Below are 23,238 nucleotides of genomic sequence, written 5' to 3' on the forward strand. Positions count from 1 at the left end.
GGGATGAGAACTAGCTATGACGCTTCAATGCCCGCCATCCGATATCCCGGCGGAATTGCGCGCCATCGAAGTGGATGTTGTCGACCACGTCGTAGGCATTCTTCTGCGCAATCCGGACGCTGTCGCCCAGGCCGACCACGCACAACACGCGTCCGCCGGAGGTGACCAGCTTGCCGCCGACCGCGCTTGTTCCTGCGTGGAAAGTAATGCAATTGGGCGATTCCTCGGGGATGCCGGTAATCACGTCGCCCTTGCGCGGTGCATCCGGATAGCCGGCGGCGGCCATCACGACGCCCAGCGCGGTGCGGCGGTCCCATTCCAGTTCGACCTGATCGAGCGTGCCGTTGACCGCATGTTCCATGACGCCGACCAGATCGGTCTTGAGGCGCGCCATGATCGGCTGCGTTTCCGGGTCGCCCATGCGGCAGTTGAATTCCAATGTCTTCGGATTGCCCTTGGCGTCGATCATGACGCCGGCATACAGGAAGCCGGTAAACGGAATGCCGTCCTTCATCATGCCGAGCACAGTCGGGTTGATGATTTCGCGCAGGATGCGCGCATGCAGCGACGGTGTGACGATAGGAGCGGGCGAATAGGCGCCCATGCCGCCGGTGTTCGGGCCTTCGTCGCCATCCTTCAAACGCTTGTGGTCCTGGCTGGTGGCCAGCGGCAGCACATGCTTGCCGTCCACCATCACGATGAAACTGGCTTCCTCGCCGGCGAGGAATTCCTCGATCACGACGCGCGCGCCGGCGTCGCCGAGCTTGTTATCCGACAGCATCATGTCGACGGCCGCATGCGCTTCCTCGATCGTCATCGCCACCACGACGCCCTTGCCGGCGGCCAGTCCGTCGGCCTTGATCACGATCGGCGCGCCTTTCTGGTTGATGTACTTGCGTGCAGCCTGGGCATCGGAGAAGGTCTGGTAATCGGCGGTCGGAATGCGATGGCGCTTCATGAAGGCCTTGGCGAAGTCCTTCGAGCTTTCGAGTTGCGCGGCTTCCCTGGTCGGTCCGAAAATCTTCAGACCCTGTTCGCGGAAGATGTTGACGATGCCGGCCGCCAGCGGAACTTCCGGACCGACGACGGTCAGCGCGACATGTTCCTTGATCGCGAATTGCGCGAGCCATACCGGATCGGTGATGTCGACGTTCTCCAGGCGTGCGTCGAGCGCGGTTCCGCCGTTGCCCGGTGCAACATAAACCATTTGGATCCGCTCGGATTGCGCAAGCTTCCAAGCCAGGGCATGTTCGCGGCCGCCTGAGCCGACTACCAGAATTTTCATGAGGTGCAAAAACAGTTAGTGGGTAGTGCAAGCGTTTTGCATGCACTACCTAATTTACTTGTGAAACGGGTAAAGCGAAAGGCTAACTTCCTGGATGGCTCACATAATGCAACACTGCAAGCCATCTTGCCGGCCGGCCGCGTTGCCTTGTGCCGGAGGAGGCTATTCTTCAATGACGGCGTTGGTATAGACCTCTTGCACGTCGTCGAGATTCTCCAGGGCGTCCAGCAATTTTTGCATCCTGACCGCGTCGTCGCCGGTGAATACGGTTTCGGTCGAGGGCTTCATGATGATCTCCGCCATTTCGGCCTTGAATCCGGTTTTTTCCAGCGCATCCTTGACCGCGGAGAAATCATTCGGGGCAGTGAGGACTTCGATGCCGCCTTCTTCGTCGGTGATCACGTCCTCGGCGCCGGCTTCGAGCGCGGCTTCCATCAGCGCATCTTCATTCGTGCCCGGCGCAAAGTACAGCTGGCCGCAGTGCTTGAACAGGAACGCGACCGAGCCTTCGGTGCCCATGTTGCCGCCGAACTTGGAAAAGGCATGGCGCACTTCCGCCACGGTGCGCACACGATTGTCGGTCATGCAATCGACGATGATCGCCGCGCCGTTGATGCCATAGCCTTCGTAGCGGATTTCTTCATAGTTCGCCCCATCCAGGCCGCCCGTGCCGCGCTGGATCGCGCGGTTGACGTTGTCCTTCGGCATGTTGGCGTCGGCGGCCTTGTCCACCGCGAGACGCAGGCGCGGGTTGCTGGCGATGTCGCCGCCGCCCATGCGCGCGGCAACCGTGATCTCCTTGATCAAACGCGTCCAGATCTTGCCGCGTTTTGCATCGGTTGCAGCTTTTTTGTGCTTAATATTGGCCCATTTACTGTGTCCAGCCATGGCAAATCTTTCTTGGAAATGAACGAGAGAAGGTCGGGATCACGGATTTTGGCGCAGAATCTGATCCAAAATAAGTGAGTACCGAGCCGAAAACCAATCTACAATTTTACCATATCGCCCTCTGTCAAAACCTCTCGGAAAGCCCGCCGAACAATGCCGAAACCACTACTGATCGCCAAGCACCAGCAGCAAGAGCTCGTACTGTTGCCCAATCTCGCCAATCGCCATGGCTGCATCACCGGCGCCACCGGCACCGGCAAGACCGTCACCCTGCAAACGCTGGCGCAAGCCTTGTCGGACATCGGCGTGCCGGTGTTCATGGCCGACGTCAAGGGCGATCTTTCCGGATTGGCAAAACCGGGTTCGCCAACGCCGCGCATCAAGGAGCGCTTCGATCTGCTGAAGCTGGAAGAGCCGGCCTGGTCCGCCTGTCCGGTCACTTTCTGGGATGTCTTCGGCGAAAAAGGTCATCCGGTGCGCGCCACCATTTCCGATCTCGGGCCGCTTTTGCTGTCGCGCATGCTGAACCTGAACGATGTGCAGCAGGGCGTGCTGCAACTGGTGTTCAAAGTCGCGGACGACCATGGCTTGCTGCTGCTCGATATCAAGGACTTGCGCGCGATGCTGCAGCATGTGGCCGAGCATGCGGGCGAACTGCAAACCGAATACGGCAACATTTCCGCCGCCAGCATCGGCGCCATCCAGCGCGGCCTGATCGGCATCGAGGAGCAGGGCGGCGACCGCTTTTTCGGCGAACCGATGCTCAACATCGACGATTTCATGCAGACCGACGCGCAGGGCAAGGGTGTGGTCAACATCCTGGCCGCCGACAAGCTGCTCAACTCGCCGCGCCTGTACGCGATTTTCCTGTTGTGGATGTTGTCGGAATTGTTCGAGCACTTGCCGGAAGTCGGCGATCTCGACAAGCCCAAGCTGGTGTTCTTCTTCGACGAAGCGCATTTGCTGTTCGATGAAGCGCCGAAGCCCTTGCTGCAAAAGATCGAACAGGTCGTGCGGCTGATCCGCTCCAAGGGTGTCGGCGTGTATTTCGTGACGCAAAATCCGCTCGACATTCCCGACACCGTGCTTGGGCAGCTTGGCAACCGCGTGCAGCATGCCTTGCGCGCCTACACGCCGCGCGACCAGAAGGCGGTGCTGGCGGCGGCGGAAACCTTCCGGCCCAATCCGCAACTCGACACCGCGCAGGTGATTACCGAACTTGGCGTCGGCGAGGCGCTGGTGTCCTTCCTCGACGAAAAAGGGCGGCCCAACATCGTCGAACGCGCCTTCATCCTGCCGCCGGCTTCCCAAATCGGCCCGGTCAGCGACGCCGAGCGCAGTGAAATCATGCGCAGTTCAATCGTGGCCGGCGTATATGACAAAGTCGTCGACCGCGATTCCGCCTACGAAAAGCTGAAGGGCAGGGTCGCCACCGAGATGCCGCAAACGTCGAAAGCGCCGCCAGGCAACGGCGGCACGCAGCAACCGCAACAACCGCAACAACCGCAGCCGAGCGGCCCGTCGCTGGGCGACACCTTCAAGGATGCGCTGGGCGGCCTGTTCGGCGGCAGCGGCGTCGGGCGCCGCAAGGACACGATGGTGGAGGCAATGGTCAAGTCGGCCGCGCGCAGCATCGGCTCGCAAGTCGGACGCGAAATCATTCGCGGCGTGCTGGGGTCGATCATGAAGAAGTAGAAGATGTCCACGGAAAGCACAGAAATCACGGAAACAGTCATTCCGTGTTTTCCGTGATTTCTGTGCTTTCCGTGGACCGATATGTTCCGTTTTTTCAATGAAATGTAAGAAAATCATTCGCGGCGTAAAATCGCCGGATGCTTTCTTCTTCCGCACAATCTCCCGCGCGCCAGGCATTTCTCTCCGGGCTCTCCATCGCGATCGCCGGCGCGATCCTGTTTTCCGCCAAGGCCATCGTTGCCAAACTGATTTACCGCTACCATGTCGACGCCGTGACGCTGATTGCGTTTCGCATGATCTTTTCGCTGCCGTTCTTTGCCGCCATTGCGATCTGGCAGGCGAGGATTTCGACGCCCCTGACCAACATCGAGCGCGCCTGGGTTGCCGTGCTCGGCATGCTCGGCTATTACCTGTCGAGCTTCTTCGATTTCATCGGGCTGCAATACATCTCGGCCGGGCTGGAGCGCCTGATCCTGTTTCTCACGCCCTCCTTCGTGCTGCTCATTTCAGTTTTCTTTCTGCACAAGAAAATCACGCGGCTGGAATGGCTGGCGCTGGGCACGGCCTATCTCGGCACGGTATTGGTTTTTTTGCATGACGTCAGACTCGGCGGCGCCAATGTCGGTCTCGGCAGTGCATTCGTGCTCGGGAGTGCGGTATTGTATGCGCTGTATTTGCTGCAGTCCGGCCATCTGGTTCGGCGTGTCGGCGCAATGCGGCTGGTCGCCTATGCAATGTGCGCGGCTTGTGTGGCATGCATCGTGCAGTTTTTCCTGCTGCGCCCGGTTTCGATGCTGACGCAGCCGGTGCCGGTGTACTGGCTGTCGCTGGTGAACGCCGTGTTTTGCACGGTATTCCCGGTATTTTTGACAATGATTGCCGTGGCCCGTATCGGTGCGGCAACCGCGTCGCAAGCCGGCATGGTCGGGCCTGTCTCGACCTTGTTCATGGGAGCAGTGATCCTGGGGGAACCCGTCACCGGGATTCAGTTGGCCGGCACAGCGTTGGTGCTTGTCGGAATTTATTTATTGTCTAGGAAAAAGGCTTAGGAAACAGCATGGATCTGGGAATCAAGGGCAAAACGGCGCTGGTGTGCGGCGCGAGTAAGGGCTTGGGGCGCGGTTGCGCGGAAGCATTGGCCGCCGAGGGCGTGCACGTGACGATCGTGGCGCGTACAGCGGATGTGCTGGAAGCGACCGCCGCCGAGATCCGTCAGAAGACCGGCGCGACGGTGACCGCAGTGGCCTGCGACATCACAAGCGCCGACGGCCGTGCAAAGGCGCTGGCCGCCTGTCCGCAGCCGGACATCCTGGTCACCAATGCCGGCGGACCGCCGACCGGGGATTTCCGCACCTGGACGCGCGACGACTGGATCGCGGCGCTGGACGCCAACATGCTCACGCCGATCGAACTCATCAAGGCGACCGTCGACGGCATGATGTCGCGCCGTTTCGGCCGCATCATCAACATCACATCGAGTGCGGTGAAGGCGCCGATCGATATCCTCGGCCTGTCCAACGGAGCACGTTCCGGCTTGACCGGTTTCGTGGCCGGCCTGGCGCGCAAGACGGTGGCCCACAATGTGACGATCAACAATATGCTGCCGGGGCAGTTCGATACCGACCGGCTGAAGAAGACGCTCGGCGCCGCCGCCGGTTCCTCCGGCAAGAGCATCGACGAGGTGTATGCCGCGCGTCGCCTGCAGATTCCGGCGCAGCGCTTCGGCACGCCGGCGGAGTTCGGTGCGCTGTGCGCCTTCCTGTGCAGCGTGCATGCTGGTTACATGACCGGGCAGAACGTCCTGCTGGACGGCGGAAATTATCCTGGAACGTTTTGAGAGGTTGCGGTGAAGAAGCGAATTGCATTGATTGCACACGACAAGAAGAAGGACGAGATGGTCGAACTGGCATCCGAGCATGCCGATTTGCTGCGCCAGTGCATCCTGGTGGCGACCGGCACGACGGGCAAGCGCCTGCATGATGAAGTGGGGCTGACGGTGGAGCGCAAGCTGTCCGGGCCGTTCGGCGGCGACTTGCAGATCGGCGCCGAACTCGTCGAAGGCAGGATCGACTGCGTGATTTTCCTGCGCGATCCGATGACCGCGCATCCGCACGAGCCGGATGTGAATGCGCTGGTGCGCGCCTGCGACGTGCACAATATTCCCTGCGCCACCAATATCGTGTCGGCCAAACTGCTGCTCGCGCAGATGGTGCCGCATCATCATCATCACAATCACAACACTTGAGGAGCAAGCATGGCGAAGGCAATTCGAATCAACGCAGTCGGCGGTCCTGAAGTGATGGAGTACGTGGATGTCGAGGTGGGTGAGCCGGGGCCGGGCGAGGTGCGCGTGCGCCAGGCCGCCTGCGGCTTGAACTATATCGATGTCTACTTCCGCACCGGCGCTTATCCGCAGCCGTTGCCGGCCGGCCTCGGCATGGAAGGTGCGGGCACGGTGGAAGCGGTGGGCGCCGGCGTCACTCATGTAAAGGTAGGTGATCGCGTCGCGTACGCCGGGCGACCGACCGGTGCGTATGCGGAAGCGCGCGTGATGCCGGCTTCCATCCTGGTCAAGCTGCCGGACGGAATCGATTTCGAGACGGCCGCGGCCATGATGCTGCAGGGCCTGACGGTGCAATACCTGTTTCATCGCACCTTCCCCTTGCACGGCGGCGAAACCATCCTGTTCCATGCGGCTGCCGGCGGAGTCGGGCTGATCGCCTGCCAGTGGGCGCGGGCGTTGGGCGTGACCATGATCGGCACGGTCGGTTCCGACGAGAAAGCGGCTCTGGCCAAGGCGCACGGCTGCGCGCATACCATCAACTACAACAAGGAAAACTTCGTCGAGCGCGTCAAGGAAATCACCGGCGGCAAGGGTGTTCCCGTGGTCTATGATTCGATCGGCAAGGACACCTTTACCGGCTCGCTCGATTGCCTGTCGCCGCTGGGCATGATGGTCAGCTTCGGCAGTGCGTCCGGCCCGGTGCCGCCCTTCAGCCTCAATGAACTGGCGTCGCGCGGATCGCTGTTCATCACGCGGCCGTCGCTGTTTGCGTATGCGGCCAAGCGCGAGGATCTCGACAAGATGGCGGCCGACCTGTTCAACATGGTGTTGAGCAAGAAGGTCAGGATCGAGGTCAACCAGCGCTACGCACTGAAGGACGTGGCGCAGGCGCACCGCGACCTGGAAGCGCGCAAGACGACCGGCTCCACCATTCTTCTGCCGTGAGCGCGGGCCATGGACGAGCAGAGTGAGATGAATCATCCGCCGGAACAAGCGACCGGGACGGACGGCACGCCGAAGTTCGGCCGCCTGCTGCTGGTCCTCGCCGCCGTCGTGATGCTGATCGTGGCGCTTACTTTCGCTTCGGAAGCAATGTATTCCTGAACAGCCTGCGCGCAAAGGCAACGACGTTCGGCACCATGGCAGACAACACAACACCGCGAGAAGAGACCGGCGTCGCGCCTGATCGCATGGCGCTGCTGCACACGCTCGCGTTTGCCGCCATGCGGCTGAGCGCCGCGCAGTTCGATGGGTTCACCACGCGCCTGGCGCAAGCACTGTCCACCTCCGGGCAAGCCGAGGATTCGGATGAATCCGCGCTGTGCCGCAGCGCCTCGGAGCACCTGAACCGCCAACGCGTCACCTTTCATCGTCTGCTCGCGGAGAGCCTGCAGGAAAGCTTGCTGCAAGCCGTGCAGGCAACCGGCATGCAGGGCGAGTCGCTGCTCGAAAGCGGCGCGATGGATTTGTCGCTGGTCGACTTCGCCGCGATGGAACGCAAGGTGCTGATCGATAACCTGAGCCAGGCCATCGACGCGGCCAACGCGGAGGCACTCGCCGTCCTCGGCATGCGGATTGCCCATTGGCTGCAGTCGGAAGTGGTCGGCATTCGTGCCAATCCGTTTCGTGCCGAAATCTTCCTCAAGGCTGCCGGCAATGCATGGGGCAAATTTGACTTGAACGCGGCCTCGCAGCGCATCGTGCTGCGGGAGATGCGGCCGGAAGTATTCCTGCAACTGGGGCCGATCCTGCAGGCGCTGAACCAGGAACTGGCGATCCGTCAGGTCTTGCCGGACGCCGAGCAGGAATATCGGCGCAAACGCGCCACGCCGATACTTTCCTTCACGCCCTCGGAGCAGGAGAAGCTGCGGCGCTGGCTGGCGCCGGACGGCATCCTGAACGTCATCGACGCGCGTGCAGCCGGATTGCTGGACAAGGCTTTCGATCAATTGCGGCGCGATGAAGACATCCCGCCCGCGGTCCGCGCGCTGATCGAAGGCCTGCGCGTTCCGCTGCGCAAGTCGGCATTGGCGGACAAGGAATTCTTCTTCCGTGAAGCACATCCGGCGCGGCGACTGGTCGATGCAGTGCTGACGGCAGGGCTGGCCTGTGATCCGGAAAAGGCAAGCGCCGATCCCTTGCATGAGCGGATTGCACAGGTGATGGATTGCGTCGACCCGGAAGGCAGCGAAACATCTTTCGATCGAATCATTGCCGAACTGCAATCGATTGCGACCGAGGGCGATGACGCTCTGGCAGGCAAGTTGAATCGGGCGATCGCCGGCGCCACCACGCAGGAAAACATCGGACAGGCGCAGCAACTGGCACAGGAAGATGTGATCGCGCGGATCGAAACCGGCGAGGTGCCCGGTTTTGTCGAGACATTTCTGCAGCACCAGTGGTCACGCGTGCTCAGCTTTGCGCACGGCACGCACAGTTCCAAACCCGAGGTGCTGACTAACGTGCTCAAGGCCATGGACGACCTGATCTGGAGCGTCAAGCCCAAGCTCGGACCGGAAGAACGCAGGGATCTGGTCGAGCGGCTGCCGGGGCTGTTGTCCATGCTCAATGCCTGGCTCAATGTGGTCAAGTGGGAAGGCGCCGAGCGCGACGCCTTTTTCAGCGAGCTGGCGGAGCGCCACGCCTCGGCCTTGCGCATGCCGGCCGAACTGACGCCGCGCCATCAGCTTGAATTGCGAATGAACGTGGTGCAAAAGGCGAGCGAACACCAGCTCGCCAAACGCGCGCAGCAACAGCAGGACGCCGCGCTGGCCGACTTCCTGCGCCAGATCGACGGTCTGGCGCAGGGCAGCTGGCTGGAGTTCGTGCGCAATGACGGCGGCAAGGTGAATTGCAGGCTGATGTGGATCAGCCCGGGCCGCAGCCGTTTCGTGTTCGCCGGGCGGCAGGGACAGCTCCTCTTTACGCTGACGAATGAGGCGCTGGCACAGGCCATGCGCGCCGACCGCACCCGCATCCACGCCACGAGCGGCGTGATCGGCCGTGCGCTGCAGGCTGCGCTGCGGGAAATAGTGGGTAACTGACGGGCAGAGGGCGGCGGCGCCGCTTATTGCATTTTCAGTTCCACGCGATGCGGAACACCGCTCTTGCCGGGGAAATCCGCGAACGCGCTGCGCACCATGTAAGGCATCACCGCGGCAAGCGAGCTGTTGGTGCCTTCGCTGACGACGGTGGTTTCATAGAGCTGCTTGTTGTCCGCCATGCGCGCGATCATGACGCGCAGCTGACGTGTGTACAGGCGGTACTGCGAAACGCGTTGTTCCACCACCGGTGGGCCGTACCAGAACGGATCGTAGAACGGGCTGTAATAGCCGCGCCAGGGCGGGCCATACCAGGCGGGGCCGTACCAGTAGGGATTGGGGTTGACGACCACGGGATAAACCTCGCGCACGTCGCGGCCATTGATGCTGTAGCTGATGGCGACCTTGAGCGTCGGCTTGACCGACGGCGAGGCTTCCATGAACCCGAGCCGGTTCAGTTCGGCGCGGACCAGGTTCTCGTAGTTGAGGTATTCGAGGTTATTGTTCTGATCCTTGGTGCGCTCGAACACGTAGTGCTTGTCCGGCAGGCTTTCCGGCCATTCATGGAAGGCCGTGACATTGCTCTGGATGGTGGTGCCGCAGCCCGCTACCAGGACGCTAGTTGCCGCCATGACGACGGCGATCAGCCAGGCTTTCATCGATTTTCTCCAGCGTGCATAGGCTCTTTGATTCAAATTCAGAATAGACCAGCAGCAAAAAAATTACGTAAGTTTTTGTAACGCTTTTGTGTCAATAATGGGGCAATGGTCGCTCAGCGCGGACTTTCAAAGAAAATGTAATTCGAGCCGAAATCGCTGATTTCAAAGTAAACCTTCTTTTCGCCGGGATCGGTGACCATATTGAAATTTTCGTCCAGCACGCCATAGCCGTAGCGGTAGGAGCGCGGCCGGTTGTCGTCGGTGCCCATGGCCGTCGAAATCTTGTCAATATGGATGAAGCGCCGCACCAGCTTGTCGCCGGCATAGAACTCCAGCACGCCATTGGTTCCGGTCCAGTTCTGTACCGAGCGGCTGATCTTGTTTTGTTGCTCTTGTGTGCAGGCCGCCAGCAACAAGGCTGTTCCGACCACTACAAACGCAAGGGATGATTTCTTCATGCTGCGGGGCTCCTCTCGATGCTTGACCGTCCAAGGAAGGCACATGCGTTTGCGCAAGTACGCGGCCTCGCCTAATACAAGTCAATACACCCTCTATCCACGGGTTGGTAGAATACCAGTTTGCGCCATTTTCTTCTGATTCAAGCCCCCATATGCGTACAGACACTCCGCAGACGATTTATCGCAAGGACTACACGCCGCCCGGCTTCCTGGTTGAGACGGTCGAAATGGGTTTCGACCTCGATCCCGAGTCAACCCGCGTAGCCACCCGCCTGACCATGCGGCGCAACCCCGCCAGCAAAGGCAAGAGCCTTCTGCTGTATGGTGAAGCCTTGCGCCTGGTGCAGTTGCGCATGAACGGCAAGTCCTTGACCAAGCGCGCCTACACGCTCGGGCAGGGAACGCTGGAAATCTTCAATCCGCCGAACGAGGTGACGCTGGAAATCGAAACCGTCACCCATCCCAACCTGAATACCTCGCTGATGGGCCTGTACGTGTCCAACGGCAATTTCTTCACCCAGTGTGAAGCCGAAGGTTTCCGCAAGATTACCTATTTCCCCGACCGTCCGGATGTGATGGCGAAATACAAGGTGATGCTGCGCGCCGACAAGGAAAAATACCCGGTGCTGCTGTCCAACGGCAACCTCGTTGAAGAGGGCGACCTGGGCGATGGCCGTCACTATGCGGTATGGGAAGATCCGTTCAAGAAACCCTCCTATCTGTTCGCCCTGGTGGCCGGCAAGCTGGTCCGGCAGGAAGAAAAATATACGCTCAAGTCGGGCCGCGAAGTGCTGCTGCAGGTCTGGGTGGAAGAGGGCAACCTCGACAAGACCCAGCATGCGATGGATTCGCTGAAGAACAGCATCCGCTGGGACGAGGAGCGCTTCGGGCTGGAACTCGACCTCGACCGCTTCATGATCGTCGCCGTCGGCGACTTCAACATGGGCGCGATGGAAAACAAGGGCCTGAACATCTTCAACACCAAGTATGTGCTGGCCAATCCGCGCATTGCGACCGATACCGATTACGCGGGCATCGAATCGGTGGTCGGCCACGAATATTTCCACAACTGGACCGGCAATCGCGTCACCTGCCGCGACTGGTTCCAGCTCTCGCTGAAGGAAGGCCTCACCGTATTCCGCGACCAGGAGTTTTCCGCCGACATGATCGGCTCGGCGAGCGGCCGCGCGGTCAAACGCATCGAGGACGTGCGCGTGCTGCGACAGGCGCAGTTCCCGGAAGATGCGGGCCCGATGGCGCATCCGGTGCGCCCCGATTCCTATGTTGAGATCAACAATTTCTACACCGTCACGGTCTATGAAAAGGGTGCCGAAGTGGTGCGCATGTACCAGACCCTGCTCGGCCGCGAAGGCTTCCGCAAGGGCATGGACCTGTACTTCCAGCGCCATGACGGCCAGGCGGTGGCCTGCGACGATTTCCGCGCCGCCATGGCCGACGCCAGCGGCCGCGACCTGTCGCAATTCGAGCGCTGGTACAGCCAGGCCGGCACGCCGCACGTGAAAGTGGAAGCGCAATACGACGCCGATGCGCAGACCTATGCACTCACGCTCACGCAATCCTGCCCGCCGACGCCGGGCCAGGCGAGCAAGGAGCCGCTGCATATTCCGGTCGCGATCGGCCTGCTCGACAGCCGTGGCAATGATCTTCCTCTGCATCGCGAAGGCATCAACAACGACGGCGCCGCACCGACGACCATGGTGCTGGAACTGACCGAGCGCCGCCAGACTTTCCGTTTCACCCAGGTGCCGCAACAGCCTGTGGCATCGGTGCTACGCGACTTTTCCGCGCCGGTCGTGCTCGATATCGAGTACACCGACACCGAGCTCGCCTTCCTGATGGCGCACGACAGCGACGCCTTCAACCGCTGGGAAGCCGGGCAGCGCCTGGCGATGCGCCGCATGCTGAAGCTGACCTCCGCGGTGCTGGAAAACCACGCGCTCAGCGACGCGGAGCTGGTGGAAAACGTTCTCAACAAGGCGTTTCGCGCGACACTCAACGACACCGCGCTCGACCCCGCGTTCCGCGAACTAGCGCTGATCCTGCCGTCGGAAACCGTGGTGGCAGAACAGATGGAGGTGATCGATCCGCATGCCATCCACGCGGTGCGCCAGTTCCTGCGCCGCTCGCTGGCGAGCGCGCTGCGCGTCGACTGGCTGGTCGCGTATCAATCCAATCGCACGCCGGGCAGCTACACGCCTGATCCGATTTCGTGCGGCAAGCGCGCACTGAAAAACCTGGCACTGGCCTACCTGATCGAACTCGACGATGCCGACGCGCACCAGCTCGCGCAGAACCAGTACGATCACGCCAACAACATGACCGACCGCATCGCCGCGCTCACCGCGCTGACCAACAGCAGCGCGCCGGGCAAGATGGCGGCGCTGGAGCGCTTCTATGAAGAGTTCGAGCAGGAGGCGCTGGTCGTCGACAAGTGGTTCTCCTTGCAAGCCACGGCGCGCACCACCGACGTCAAGGCAATACGCGAACTGATGCAGCACCCGGCCTTTACGCTGAAGAATCCGAACCGCGCGCGCAGCCTGATCTTCAGCTTCTGCAACGCCAATCCTTCGCAGTTCCACGCGATCGACGGCAGCGGCTACGCATTCTGGGCCGAGCAGGTGATTGCGCTCAACGCCATCAACCCGCAGGTCGCCGCTCGCCTGGCACGCAGCCTCGACCGCTGGCGCAAGTACGCACCGGCCCTGCAGGAAAAAATGCACGCCGCGCTGAAGAAAGTCGCCGAAACCAAGGCCCTGTCGAAAGACGTGCTCGAAGTCGTCACCAAGTCCCTCGCCAACTAACACATCGGAAAGACCCATGAAAAGAATCAGCCTCACGCAGCACCTTGTTGAAGAGCAGCGCCTGCATAACAGCATTCCGGCTGAACTGCGCCTGTTGATCGAAGTGGTCGCACGCGCCTGCAAAACCATCAGCCATGCAGTCGGCAAGGGAGCGTTGGGCGAGGTCCTCGGCAGCGCCGAAAGCGAGAACGTGCAGGGCGAGGTGCAGAAGAAGCTGGATATCCTGTCCAATGAAATGCTGCTCGAAGCAAACGAGTGGGGCGGCCACCTCGCGGCGATGGCCTCCGAGGAAATGGAAACGATTCACCCCATCCCCAACCGCTATCCGAAGGGCGAATACCTGCTGCTGTTCGATCCGCTCGACGGCTCTTCCAACATCGACGTCAACGTCTCCATTGGCACCATCTTCTCGGTGCTGAAAGCGCCGGAAGGCATGGGCGAGCCGACCGAGGACGCGTTCCTGCAACCGGGTGCCAAGCAGGTCGCCGCTGGGTACGCGGTCTACGGCCCGCAGACCGTGCTGGTGCTGACCACCGGCGCCGGCGTGAACTGCTTCACGCTCGACCGTGAAATGGGTTCATGGGTGCTCACGCACCGCGACATGAAAATCCCGTCCGAGACCAAGGAATTCGCGATCAACGCGTCCAACTCCCGTCACTGGCACCCACCGGTCAAGCGCTACATCGACGAAATGCTGGCCGGCGAAACCGGTCCGCGCGGCAAGAACTTCAACATGCGCTGGATCGCCTCGATGGTGGCCGACGTGCACCGCATCCTGAATCGCGGCGGCATCTTCATGTACCCCGCCGACGCGCGCGAACCGGACAAGCCCGGCAAGCTGCGCCTGATGTACGAAGCCAACCCGATGGCCTTCATCGTCGAGCAGGCTGGCGGCGCCGCGACCAACGGCAAGCAGCGCATCCTCGACATCCAGCCGCAGAAGCTGCATGAGCGGGTAGCGGTGTTCCTGGGCTCGAAGAGTGAAGTGGAACGGGTGACGAGTTACCACTTCGAGTAATTATTGCCGCATGAGCGGGGCCGCGAGACATCCATTCTCGCGGTTGATGACTGTCTGGAAACTTGATTCCTCTTGGGCGGAGCGCGGATTTTTCGGGGCTGAAAATGCTCATAGCGGATGGTTGTGGAGGCGATGCCGCACGCCGCTCTAGCGCGTTCGTAACTTTTCTTGATAGAATACGCGTTTTCGCTGATGTAGCTCAGTTGGTAGAGCAACTGATTCGTAATCAGTAGGTCGGAGGTTCGACTCCTCTCATCAGCACCAGAAAATGCAAAGGGTTCGCAGTCCTGCGAACCCTTTTTGTTTCTGGCTTGCGCTGATTGTCCTGCCGCGGTCAGCAAAGACCGGTGCGCCGGCACCTCATCGCTGGCGCTGACGCGACAGCATCCGACCTCCCGAGACTCGCCTCAAATTTATTGATTCGTTCCAATATTGATTTCAGTCAATATTGGTGACCAACAATCCGTTTTCCGGGCATTGACACGATTTGGCGTGTGCCTTCGCCTCCGGGCCTCGTCCGCCTTCGCTCCGCGGTTCCTTGACGTAATGGCAAGCATGAGAGAGTCGACACTTCATCTGCGCGACGCCTGGACGGCAGCACGCCGTCTGTCGTGTTCCAGATGTCGCTCCCTGCTGGTCGGGAGCATTGTCTTCATTCTCCGGCAGTTCGGCATTCTGCCGAGCGCGTTCCTGATCGACTACGGCATGCAGATCGGTTCGGCGCTGGAAGTGATCCTGCTGTCGCTGGCGCTCGTGCAGCGCATACGCATGCTGAAGGATGAGAATGTGCGCATTCAGAAGGAGGCGACCACGCATGTTTCAATGCGGTGCTGGAGGAGGAATGGCAATCCGCGCGCAACGGGCGCCGGGTGATCAGCTTGTTGATGCTGGACATCGATCACTTCAAGCAGATCAATGATACCTATGGCCATCTCGGCGGCGATGCCTGTCTGAAGCAGATGGCGCAGGCTATCCGGGAGCTGATCCGCTGTCCTGGCGACGAGACTTTCCGCTATGGCGGCGAGGAGTTCGCCGTACTGCTGCCGAATACGGATCTGGCGGGTGCGATCCATCTCGGCAAGACCATCCTCGACAAGGTCGCGTCGCTGCAAGTCGATTATGAAGGCAAGCAGATTCCGGTGACCGTCAGCATCGGCGCCGCGAGCATGGTGCCCCAGGCGGTCATGAGCAGCGGGGCGCTGATCGGTGACGCGAATCGTGCGCTGTATGAAGCCAAGCGCCGCGGACGCAACCAGGTGTGCCATCTTTGACAGGCTTTTTTCCTTCCCCTTTGCGGCACGTGTAACAGAGGCGCTGAAATCTCCCGTTTCTTGAACCGTGGCGGCCTTCCGGGGTCATTATCTGTATCGACTTTTCTTCTCAGCGCACAGGAGGATTTTCCATGGAAACGCAGAAGAATTTGCGAGAGCAGGCCCAGGAAAAATCAGGCGAGCCCATCACGCCGCCATCGGAACCGGTCACGCCGGCAAGTGAACCTCTTACCCCGGCCAGCGAACCTCTCATGCAGCCGCCCGAACCGGTGACGCCGGCGCCGGAACCCGGCACACATGACGATGCGCCGCCATCACTGCGCGACGACGCCATGCTCGACCAAAAAATTGCGGAGGCGAACGAACAGGCGGCGCAACTGCAGGACGCGCTGCTGCGCGCGATGGCCGATGCGGAGAACTTGCGGCGACGCGCGCAGGAAGATATTGCCAAGGCGCACAAGTTCGCGGTGGAGGACTTTGCCGAAGCCTTGGTGCCGGTCAAGGACAGTCTCGAAGCAGCGCTCAATATCGATACATCGTCGGTGGATGCATTCAAGCAAGGTGTGGAGATGACGCTGAAGCAGCTGTCCTCGGCCTTCACGAAAAACCGGCTGACGGAAATCAGCCCGGCGCCCGGAGAGCAGTTCGATCCGATGAAACACCAGGCCATTTCCGTGGTGCCTGCGGAGCAGGGCGCCAACACGATCGTCAACATTCTGCAGAAGGGCTACATGATTGCCGATCGCCTGTTGCGGCCCGCGCTGGTGACGGTCGCGGAGGAAAGACCGCGCCCGCCGGCTTCCGGGCAGGGGGCTTGATGGGACTTGAAAACAGGGTGCGACTTTATATATTCAATAGCGAATCGGACTAATTCGTATGAGGTGAAATCATGGCCAAGATTATCGGTATCGACCTCGGCACTACCAATTCCTGCGTTGCCATCATGGAAGGCGGTCAGCCGAAGGTGATTGAAAATTCCGAAGGCTCGCGCACCACGCCTTCGGTCGTTGCTTATCAGGACGATGGCGAAATTCTCGTTGGCGCGCCGGCCAAGCGGCAGGCGGTAACCAATTCGAAGAACACGCTGTATGCGATCAAGCGCCTGATCGGACGCAAGTTCGACGAGAAGGAAGTGCAAAAGGACATCGACCTGATGCCCTACAAGATCATCAAGGCCGACAACGGCGACGCCTGGATCGAGGTGCGGGGCAAGAAGCTCGCGCCGCCGCAGGTTTCCGCTGAAGTCTTGCGCAAGATGAAGAAGACGGCGGAGGATTATCTCGGCGAGAGCGTGACGGAAGCAGTGATCACGGTGCCGGCCTACTTCAACGACTCGCAGCGCCAGGCCACCAAGGACGCCGGCCGCATCGCGGGACTGGAAGTCAAGCGCATCATCAACGAGCCGACCGCGGCGGCACTCGCATTCGGCCTCGACAAAACCACCAAGGCAGAGCACAAGATCGCGGTGTACGACCTGGGCGGCGGCACCTTCGATATCTCGATCATCGAGATCGCCGACATCAGCGGTGAAAAACAGTTCGAAGTGCTGTCGACCAACGGCGACACTTTCCTCGGCGGCGAAGATTTCGATCAGCGCCTGATCAATTACATCATCGACGAATTCAACAAGATCAACGGCATCGACCTCGGCAAGGATGCGATCGCCTTGCAGCGTATCAAGAGCGCCGCCGAGCGCGCGAAGATCGAGTTGTCGTCCACCCAGCAGACCGAAATCAACGAGCCGTACATTGCGATGGCGAACGGCGCACCGGTGCACATGAACATGAAGATCACGCGCGCCAAGCTGGAATCGCTGGTCGAGGACCTGATCCAGAAGACCATCGAGCCCTGCCGCATTGCGCTGAAAGACGCCGGCATCAAGGCCTCCGATGTGCATGACGTGATCCTGGTCGGCGGCCAGACGCGCATGCCGAAGGTGCAGGAAAAGGTGAAGGAATTTTTCGGCAAGGAGCCGCGCAAGGACGTCAATCCGGATGAAGCCGTGGCAGTCGGTGCGGCGGTGCAAGGTTCGGTGTTGTCCGGCGAACGCAAAGATGTGTTGCTGCTGGACGTGACGCCGCTGTCGCTCGGCATCGAGACGCTGGGCGGGGTGATGTCGAAGATGATCGAAAAGAACACCACGATTCCGACCAAGTTCAGCCAGGTGTTCTCGACGGCGGAAGACAACCAGCCTGCAGTCACCATCAAGGTGTACCAGGGCGAGCGCGAAATGGCGAGCGGCAACAAGCTGCTGGGTGAATTCAACCTGGAAGGCATTCCGCCCGCGTCGCGCGGCATTCCGCAGATCGAGGTGACCTTCGACATCGACGCCAACGGCATCCTGCATGTCGGCGCGAAGGACAAGGCGACCGGCAAGGAAAACAAGATCACCATCAAGGCCAACTCCGGCCTGACCGAGGATGAGATCCGCAAGATGGAGCGCGACGCCGAGCGTTATGCGGAAGAAGACAAGCGACTGCGCGCCCTGGCCGAAAGCCGCAATCAGGGTGATGCGCTGGTGCACTCGACGCGCAAGGCGCTGGAGGAGCATGGCGCCAAACTCGGCGGCGGCGAGAAAGAGAAGATCGAAGCAGCGATCAAGGAGCTGGACGACGCCTTGAAGGGCAACGACAAGGACGCAATCGATGCCAAGGTGACGGCCCTGTCAACGGTGGCGCAAAAACTTGGCGAAGCGATGTATGCCGATACGCAGGGACGCCAGGCGGCCGATGCTGCGGCTGCCGGCGCGAACGAGCAGCAGCCGGCCGGCGGCGAAGACGTGGTCGATGCCGAATTCAAGGAAGTCAAGAAATAGGCAGGGGCTTGGCGGGAAGGCGCGCGCATTCCCGCCATGTTCGCGCTAGCGTGTTTCACGACCGAAGGCAGCAGCAGATATCGGAGGTGAAACGATGAAACACTATCGCAACTATGAATCGGAATTCTCGACCTTTCTCAGGGACCTGAAGCAAGACCAACCGGAAATCGACAAGGGGCAACGCGACGGCCGCAAGCTACTGTGGGACAAACCGCCGATTTCTCCGGATGAATTGCAGCTGGCCATGCATTCGGAGGTCAAGATGCAGCCCTACATCTACGACTAGGGCGTGTCATCAGTTACCTTGGCAGGAACCCTCCGGGAAGGGGACATATGCGTCGCATGCCGGTGTTGCGGGGGGACGCCGAGTCCTCCTTGCCGTAGCACCGCTACGTCGCGTCCCCGCGCCTTGGCCTGCAACGCATATGCCCCCTTCGCACTCCCGAAGTAATTGATGACACGCCCTAGATTCTCACGAAGTTTGTCGCGCATCAGACGCGGCGGCCGCATGCGACGCTCACAATAGCGAACAGGATTCTTGGACATGCGGTCGTGCGGCTTCCTGATTTCCTGTCGGCTGCGCGCCCACCGACTTTTCTTGAGGAGAAATTCCATGCCGTCAATTCCAGAGCAACTTGCATCCGCCACGCGCGCCAATTTCGAAGCTCAGCTCGGCCTGATCAATGCGCTGACGAGCAAGGCATTTGAAGGCGTCGAGAAAATCATCGAACTGAATCTCAATGCCACCCGGGCCTCGCTCGAGGAAGTCTCGGAAGCCGTGAAGCAGAGCAGCGCTGCGAAGAATGCGCAAGACCTGTTTTCCGGTGCCGCCGCGCAGGCGCAGCCCAATGCCAAGAAAGCAATCGACTACAGCCGTCAGCTGGCGGAAATCAGCGCCAACATGCAGGCGGAATTTGCCCGGGCCGCCGAGGCGCAAGTCGTTCAGGTGGCGGAAACCACGCGCACCTTGAAGAACCTGGTGGATGAAGCGTCAAAGAACACGCCGCCCGGATCCGAAAGCACGGTCGCGATGATGAAGACCGCCATCGACAACGCGAACTCTGGCTACGAACAATTGGCGAAGAATGCCAGGCTTGCGGTCGATACGCTGCGCGACAGCATGAGCACGGCAACCAGCCAGATCATTCAGGCTGCGGAGACTATTGCGCGGGCATCCGACCCGAATGAAAAACACTAGTGGCGCGCGCCATTGAATGGAGATGCGAAAGCGTCAGCGGGTGCGCACCCTGGCGTCGCATTTCCTGGATCGCCGCGTCGCCGTCGCCAGGGCGCACTTCGACGGCGCGTATGGCATCGAGCAACAGCATGACCTCGAATTGTTTCTGCAGCGCATCTGACACGGTGTTCAGCACGCAATAATCGGTCGCCAGACCGCCGATGAACAGGCGCGTGACGCCGGCGGCGTGCAAACGCTCTGCGAGGTCGGTGCCCTCGAAGCCGGAATAGGCATCCTTATCCGTCTCGGTGGCCTTGGAGATGATGGTCGTGCCAGACGGCAGTTGCAATTCGGCAGGGAATTCCGCGCCGCGGCTTTCGGCGATGCAGTGCGGCGGCCAGATGCCGCCGACGGGCTTGAAGGAGCAATGCGTGGCGGGATGCCAGTCGCGCGTCGCGACCACCGGCAGGTGCGACTGCGTGAACAGCGCGATGTAGCGGTTGAGCACCGCGACCACTTCGTCGCCCGCAGGCACCGCGAGGCTTCCGCCGGGAAGGAAATCGTTTTGCACGTCGACGATCAGCAACGCATCGTGGGGAGCCAAATGGACTGGACGCATAGGCGATATCTGCATATCAGAAAGGCGTTTCCGCGCTTCGCGGCACGTGGGGAGACTTTAATTTTACTCCGCCCGGCACCGGAATCCTTGACCCAAATCAGGCGAAGGAGGTCCTTGCCGGCGATTTTCCCGATTGATATGGCGGTTCCTTCCGGCGCGGAATAGACTAGAGATATTCTTCCGCGCTGCGGTCCTCTCTTGCACTGCCACCATGAAGCTCCATTGTGAAAGCGCCTTGCTGACGGATCTCTACGAGCTCACCATGCTGCAGGCGTATTTTTCCCGGCACATGAACGAGACTGCGGTGTTCGAGTTTTTTGTGCGCCGATTGCCCGAGCGGCGCAATTTCCTGATGGCGGCCGGGCTGGAGCAAGTCCTTTCCTACCTGACCGCGCTGCGCTTTGACCATGAAGACATCGCATGGTTGCGCGCCAGCGGAAAATTCAGCGCAGCCTACATCGATTCGCTCGCCGAATTCCGCTTCACGGGCGACGTGGACGCGATGCCGGAAGGCACGATCTTTTTCGCCGACGAACCGATCCTGCGCATCACCGCACCGCTGCGCGAGGCGCAATTCGTCGAAACCCGCATCATCAACCTCCTGCAATTCCAGACCATAGTCGCGTCCAAGGCGGCGCGTGCGGTGAATGTCGCCAACGGCAAGCGCCTGGTCGATTTCGGCCTGCGGCGCGCACATGGCGCGGAGGCCGGCCTGCTGTCGGCGCGTGCCAGCTATCTCGCCGGCTTCGATGCGACGGCGACCACGCTGGCAGGCGCGATGTTCGACATTCCGGTGTCCGGCACGATGGCCCACTCCTTCATCCAGGCGCACGAGTCGGAAACCGATGCCTTCGCCGGCTTCGCCCGCGCCTTCCCCGACAACGCCACCTTGCTGATCGATACCTACGATACCGAAGCGGCCGCCGAGCAGGTGGTGCGGCTGGCGCAATGGCTGCGGGAAGAGGAGGGCATCCGCATCAAGGCGGTGCGCCTGGACAGCGGCGAGCTCGGCACGCTGGCCTACCGCGTGAGGGAAATCCTCGACGCGGGCGGCTGCGAGGCGATCGGGATTGTTGCCAGCGGAAACCTCGACGAATACGCGGTGCAGGAGCTGACGGAGGGCGACGCGCCGATCGACGGTTTCGGCATCGGCACGCGCATGAACACATCCGCCGACGCACCCTTCCTCGATTGCGCGTACAAGCTGGTGGAATACGCCGGCCAGCCCTGCCGCAAGCGCTCGCTCGGCAAGATGACCTGGCCGGGGAGCAAGCAGGTCTACCGCCACACCACGGCGCAGGGCATACTCGAGGGCGATGTGCTGGCGCTGGCGGACGAGGATGTCGCCGGGGAGGCGCTGCTGAAGCCGGTCATGCGCGGCGGCGTGCTGCAGTACTCGCCGCCGCCGCTGTCCGCCGTGCGCGCTTATGCGCAGGAGCAGCTCTCCCGCTTGCCGCTGGCCTTGCATAGTCTGGAACCGGCTTCGCCGTACCCGCTCCAAGTTTCGCGGGCATTGCAAGAACTCACGCATCAGGTGGATGAAATCCAGCGCAGCCGCGCCGACAGCGACAAGCAGAGATGGGGGCTGGAGGCGGGTTGAGCGTGCAGCATGAAACAAGGTCGCAGCAGAATTGAACGCATTTCCGTGCCGTCCGGCATCGCCGCGTGGTGGAAGGCGTTGTGTGCAGGTCCATTCACGGCGGTGGAAGCCAGCCGCACGTAGCGATTGATGGAAGCAAGGAGAAACGATATGCCGATAGGCGAGATTTGCAACGTTGACGTCATCTGCTGCGACGCCAAGGCGTCGGTGTCGGATGTGGCCAAGCTGATGCGCGAGCACCATGTTGGCGATGTGATTGTGACCGGCATGCAGGCGCAGTCCCGCGTGCCGCTGGGCATCGTGACTGACCGCGATATTGTGGTCGAGGCGGTGGCGCCGGGCATCGACCTCGGGCTGATCACGGCCGGTGACGTGATGACCTCACCCTTGATGACGGTGGACGAAAACGCCGGCCTGTTCGAGACGCTGGAGCTGATGCGCAGCCTCAAGGTCCGCCGGCTGCCGGTGGTGCGCGAAGACGGCACCCTGTTCGGCATCGTCACCGCGGATGACATCGTCAACCTGCTGTCGGTGGAGCTGGCGATGGTGTCGCGGGTGATGGCAAAGCAGCCGGACGTCGAGCGGCGCGTGCGCCAGTAGCGGGTCATTGCAGCGCGTCGCCGAATTCATTTCGCGTCCTGCGGGAAGGCCTGCTCGAACGCCTTGACGAAGTCCGGCAGGCGGTCGCGAGGCAGATGCGTGATGCCGGCCGCTGCCGCACGCCCACCGCCAGTCTCGAACTGCACGCACAGTTGCCGCGCGCCCTGCCGACGGGTGAGCGGGGCGCGCACGCTGACCGTGAATCCTTCCCGCACATTCGGCGTGAGCACAGCGTGCGCGCGTCGCGGGTCGTTGTTGGCGAGGGTATTGGCGAACTCTCCGCGCACGCGGCGGCTCCATGCGGCGTCGGGCAGGACATGCACGCAACCGCCGGGAAGAACGGTGTGCGGCTGGAGCTGGCAAGCGAGTTCGATATCGTGCCGGCGCGCCTGCTTGATTTTGCCGAAGACCGGCTCGGCTTGCATGAACTGGAACGGGCTCTCGTAGCGCTCCAGGAGGGTGTACAGGGAGGCGGGATGAAGCACGGGATCGCTGTCGATGTCGCCGTAGGCGTTGTAGTTCAGGCATTCGCCGAGTTCTTGCAGGGCGGCGAGCTGCTGCGGCTGCAGCGCGAGCGATGCGGCCAATCCGCGCGCCGCCCGGCCGAAGTTGTCGCCGAAGGCCGCGACGATCGCCCACAGCCGGTGTCTGCCGCCCAGATAGCGGTCGACGATCATGCCGGTGCACACCGCCGGCGCAAGATCGATGTGCGCCTGCAGCGCCGGATGCGAAGGGATATCGCCCGAGCCGTGATGATCGAAATACTGCACCCGTACGCCGCGTTGCAGCAGCGACAGCAGCGCAGCGCGATTGACGTCGAGCGAGATATCCAGTGCCGCGACATCATCTCCCGAACGCGCGTCCACACGCTCCAGCAAGGCGATCTCGCGCTTGAGGCCGGTGATGCGGATCGCCTCGCGCGGCTCCGAAAGTCGCAGCTGGCGCAGCGCGCACATGCCGTCCGCGTCGCCGTTGAATACATCGAAACAGGTCATATCAGGAGTGA

Annotated in this window: 23 protein-coding genes and 1 tRNA gene; 18 read left to right on the top strand and 6 right to left on the bottom strand. The window is 61.3% G+C overall.

Features of this window, described 5'->3' with window-relative positions:
* Nucleotides 1-10: 10 nt before the first annotated feature.
* Both purD and VJ651_RS01600 read right to left on the bottom strand, forming a co-directional pair.
* Nucleotides 11-1,285: a phosphoribosylamine--glycine ligase gene (purD, locus tag VJ651_RS01595; protein WP_324105744.1), complete on the bottom strand. Its 1,275-nt coding sequence runs from the start codon at nucleotides 1,283-1,285 to the stop codon at nucleotides 11-13.
* Between the two features lie 162 nt (nucleotides 1,286-1,447).
* Nucleotides 1,448-2,173: a YebC/PmpR family DNA-binding transcriptional regulator gene (locus tag VJ651_RS01600; RefSeq protein WP_324105745.1), complete on the bottom strand. Its 726-nt coding sequence runs from the start codon at nucleotides 2,171-2,173 to the stop codon at nucleotides 1,448-1,450.
* Between the two features lie 153 nt (nucleotides 2,174-2,326).
* Here VJ651_RS01600 and VJ651_RS01605 point away from each other — a divergent pair, with 153 nt between their 5' ends.
* The 7 genes from VJ651_RS01605 to VJ651_RS01635 all read left to right on the top strand — a co-directional run bounded on the left by VJ651_RS01605 (nucleotide 2,327) and on the right by VJ651_RS01635 (nucleotide 9,196).
* Entirely contained in the window at nucleotides 2,327-3,868 is a 1,542-nt protein-coding gene (locus VJ651_RS01605; RefSeq protein WP_324105746.1) for a DUF853 domain-containing protein, read from the top strand.
* Between the two features lie 137 nt (nucleotides 3,869-4,005).
* A complete protein-coding gene (locus VJ651_RS01610; protein WP_324105747.1) occupies nucleotides 4,006-4,917 on the top strand; it encodes a DMT family transporter in 912 nt (303 codons plus the stop codon).
* Nucleotides 4,918-4,925: 8 nt separating this feature from the next.
* Entirely contained in the window at nucleotides 4,926-5,705 is a 780-nt protein-coding gene (locus tag VJ651_RS01615) for an SDR family oxidoreductase (RefSeq protein WP_324105748.1), read from the top strand.
* A 9-nt stretch (nucleotides 5,706-5,714) separates the two neighbouring features.
* Nucleotides 5,715-6,113: a methylglyoxal synthase gene (locus tag VJ651_RS01620; RefSeq protein WP_324105749.1), complete on the top strand. Its 399-nt coding sequence runs from the start codon at nucleotides 5,715-5,717 to the stop codon at nucleotides 6,111-6,113.
* Nucleotides 6,114-6,122: 9 nt separating this feature from the next.
* Nucleotides 6,123-7,097 (top strand): quinone oxidoreductase, encoded by a 975-nt coding sequence (locus VJ651_RS01625; protein WP_324105750.1) that lies wholly within the window; start codon nucleotides 6,123-6,125, stop codon nucleotides 7,095-7,097.
* Between the two features lie 9 nt (nucleotides 7,098-7,106).
* Nucleotides 7,107-7,256, top strand: a complete 150-nt coding sequence (locus VJ651_RS01630) for a hypothetical protein (RefSeq protein ID WP_324105751.1) — start codon at nucleotides 7,107-7,109, stop codon at nucleotides 7,254-7,256.
* A 35-nt stretch (nucleotides 7,257-7,291) separates the two neighbouring features.
* On the top strand, nucleotides 7,292-9,196 hold the full coding sequence (locus VJ651_RS01635) for a DUF1631 family protein (protein WP_324105752.1): 1,905 nt from the start codon (nucleotides 7,292-7,294) through the stop codon (nucleotides 9,194-9,196).
* Nucleotides 9,197-9,219: 23 nt separating this feature from the next.
* On the opposite strand, the gene VJ651_RS01640 is transcribed toward VJ651_RS01635, so the two are convergent.
* Nucleotides 9,220-9,852: a DUF4136 domain-containing protein gene (locus tag VJ651_RS01640; protein ID WP_324105753.1), complete on the bottom strand. Its 633-nt coding sequence runs from the start codon at nucleotides 9,850-9,852 to the stop codon at nucleotides 9,220-9,222.
* Nucleotides 9,853-9,965: 113 nt separating this feature from the next.
* Nucleotides 9,966-10,310, bottom strand: coding sequence for a hypothetical protein (locus VJ651_RS01645; protein WP_324105754.1), 345 nt, complete (start codon nucleotides 10,308-10,310; stop codon nucleotides 9,966-9,968).
* Nucleotides 10,311-10,462: 152 nt separating this feature from the next.
* On the opposite strand from VJ651_RS01645, the gene pepN reads away from it, so the two are divergent.
* The 9 genes from pepN (at nucleotide 10,463) to VJ651_RS01690 (ending at nucleotide 19,434) form a co-directional block, all read left to right on the top strand.
* Nucleotides 10,463-13,132, top strand: a complete 2,670-nt coding sequence (gene pepN, locus VJ651_RS01650) for an aminopeptidase N (RefSeq protein WP_324105755.1) — start codon at nucleotides 10,463-10,465, stop codon at nucleotides 13,130-13,132.
* A gap of 16 nt (nucleotides 13,133-13,148) precedes the next feature.
* Complete coding sequence (locus VJ651_RS01655; protein WP_324105756.1) at nucleotides 13,149-14,150, top strand: class 1 fructose-bisphosphatase; 1,002 nt, start codon at nucleotides 13,149-13,151, stop codon at nucleotides 14,148-14,150.
* Between the two features lie 188 nt (nucleotides 14,151-14,338).
* Nucleotides 14,339-14,414 (top strand) — tRNA-Thr (locus VJ651_RS01660).
* Between the two features lie 291 nt (nucleotides 14,415-14,705).
* Nucleotides 14,706-15,023: a 7TM-DISM domain-containing protein gene (locus tag VJ651_RS01665; protein ID WP_324105757.1), complete on the top strand. Its 318-nt coding sequence runs from the start codon at nucleotides 14,706-14,708 to the stop codon at nucleotides 15,021-15,023.
* On the top strand, nucleotides 15,020-15,421 hold the full coding sequence (locus tag VJ651_RS01670; protein ID WP_324105758.1) for a GGDEF domain-containing protein: 402 nt from the start codon (nucleotides 15,020-15,022) through the stop codon (nucleotides 15,419-15,421). The genes VJ651_RS01665 and VJ651_RS01670 overlap by 4 nt, the downstream gene beginning before the upstream one ends.
* Nucleotides 15,422-15,672: 251 nt before the next feature.
* Nucleotides 15,673-16,239, top strand: a complete 567-nt coding sequence (grpE, locus tag VJ651_RS01675; RefSeq protein WP_414691285.1) for a nucleotide exchange factor GrpE — start codon at nucleotides 15,673-15,675, stop codon at nucleotides 16,237-16,239.
* 71 nt (nucleotides 16,240-16,310) lie between these two features.
* Nucleotides 16,311-18,236 carry a molecular chaperone DnaK gene (dnaK, locus tag VJ651_RS01680; protein ID WP_324105760.1) on the top strand — a complete coding sequence of 642 codons (1,926 nt, stop codon included), beginning with the start codon at nucleotides 16,311-16,313 and terminating at the stop codon, nucleotides 18,234-18,236.
* A 94-nt stretch (nucleotides 18,237-18,330) separates the two neighbouring features.
* The gene (locus VJ651_RS01685) at nucleotides 18,331-18,522 is read left to right on the top strand and encodes a DUF3460 family protein (protein WP_324105761.1); all 192 of its coding nucleotides are present in this window, start codon (nucleotides 18,331-18,333) and stop codon (nucleotides 18,520-18,522) included.
* A gap of 327 nt (nucleotides 18,523-18,849) precedes the next feature.
* Nucleotides 18,850-19,434 carry a phasin family protein gene (locus tag VJ651_RS01690; protein ID WP_324105762.1) on the top strand — a complete coding sequence of 195 codons (585 nt, stop codon included), beginning with the start codon at nucleotides 18,850-18,852 and terminating at the stop codon, nucleotides 19,432-19,434.
* Here the strand turns inward: VJ651_RS01690 and VJ651_RS01695 are convergent.
* The gene (locus VJ651_RS01695; protein WP_324105763.1) at nucleotides 19,397-20,032 is read right to left on the bottom strand and encodes an isochorismatase family protein; all 636 of its coding nucleotides are present in this window, start codon (nucleotides 20,030-20,032) and stop codon (nucleotides 19,397-19,399) included. The two genes, VJ651_RS01690 and VJ651_RS01695, sit on opposite strands and share 38 nt — an antisense overlap.
* A gap of 211 nt (nucleotides 20,033-20,243) precedes the next feature.
* Here VJ651_RS01695 and VJ651_RS01700 point away from each other — a divergent pair, with 211 nt between their 5' ends.
* Both VJ651_RS01700 and VJ651_RS01705 read left to right on the top strand, forming a co-directional pair.
* Complete coding sequence (locus VJ651_RS01700) at nucleotides 20,244-21,632, top strand: nicotinate phosphoribosyltransferase (RefSeq protein WP_324105764.1); 1,389 nt, start codon at nucleotides 20,244-20,246, stop codon at nucleotides 21,630-21,632.
* A gap of 150 nt (nucleotides 21,633-21,782) precedes the next feature.
* On the top strand, nucleotides 21,783-22,232 hold the full coding sequence (locus VJ651_RS01705) for a CBS domain-containing protein (RefSeq protein ID WP_136417544.1): 450 nt from the start codon (nucleotides 21,783-21,785) through the stop codon (nucleotides 22,230-22,232).
* Between the two features lie 26 nt (nucleotides 22,233-22,258).
* Here the strand turns inward: VJ651_RS01705 and VJ651_RS01710 are convergent, their stop codons facing one another.
* Nucleotides 22,259-23,227, bottom strand: a complete 969-nt coding sequence (locus VJ651_RS01710) for an acetyltransferase (protein ID WP_136417543.1) — start codon at nucleotides 23,225-23,227, stop codon at nucleotides 22,259-22,261.
* Nucleotides 23,228-23,238: the final 11 nt, after the last annotated feature.

This window comes from Noviherbaspirillum sp. (assembly GCF_035254865.1).
Taxonomy (GTDB): Bacteria; Pseudomonadota; Gammaproteobacteria; order Burkholderiales; family Burkholderiaceae_D; genus Noviherbaspirillum.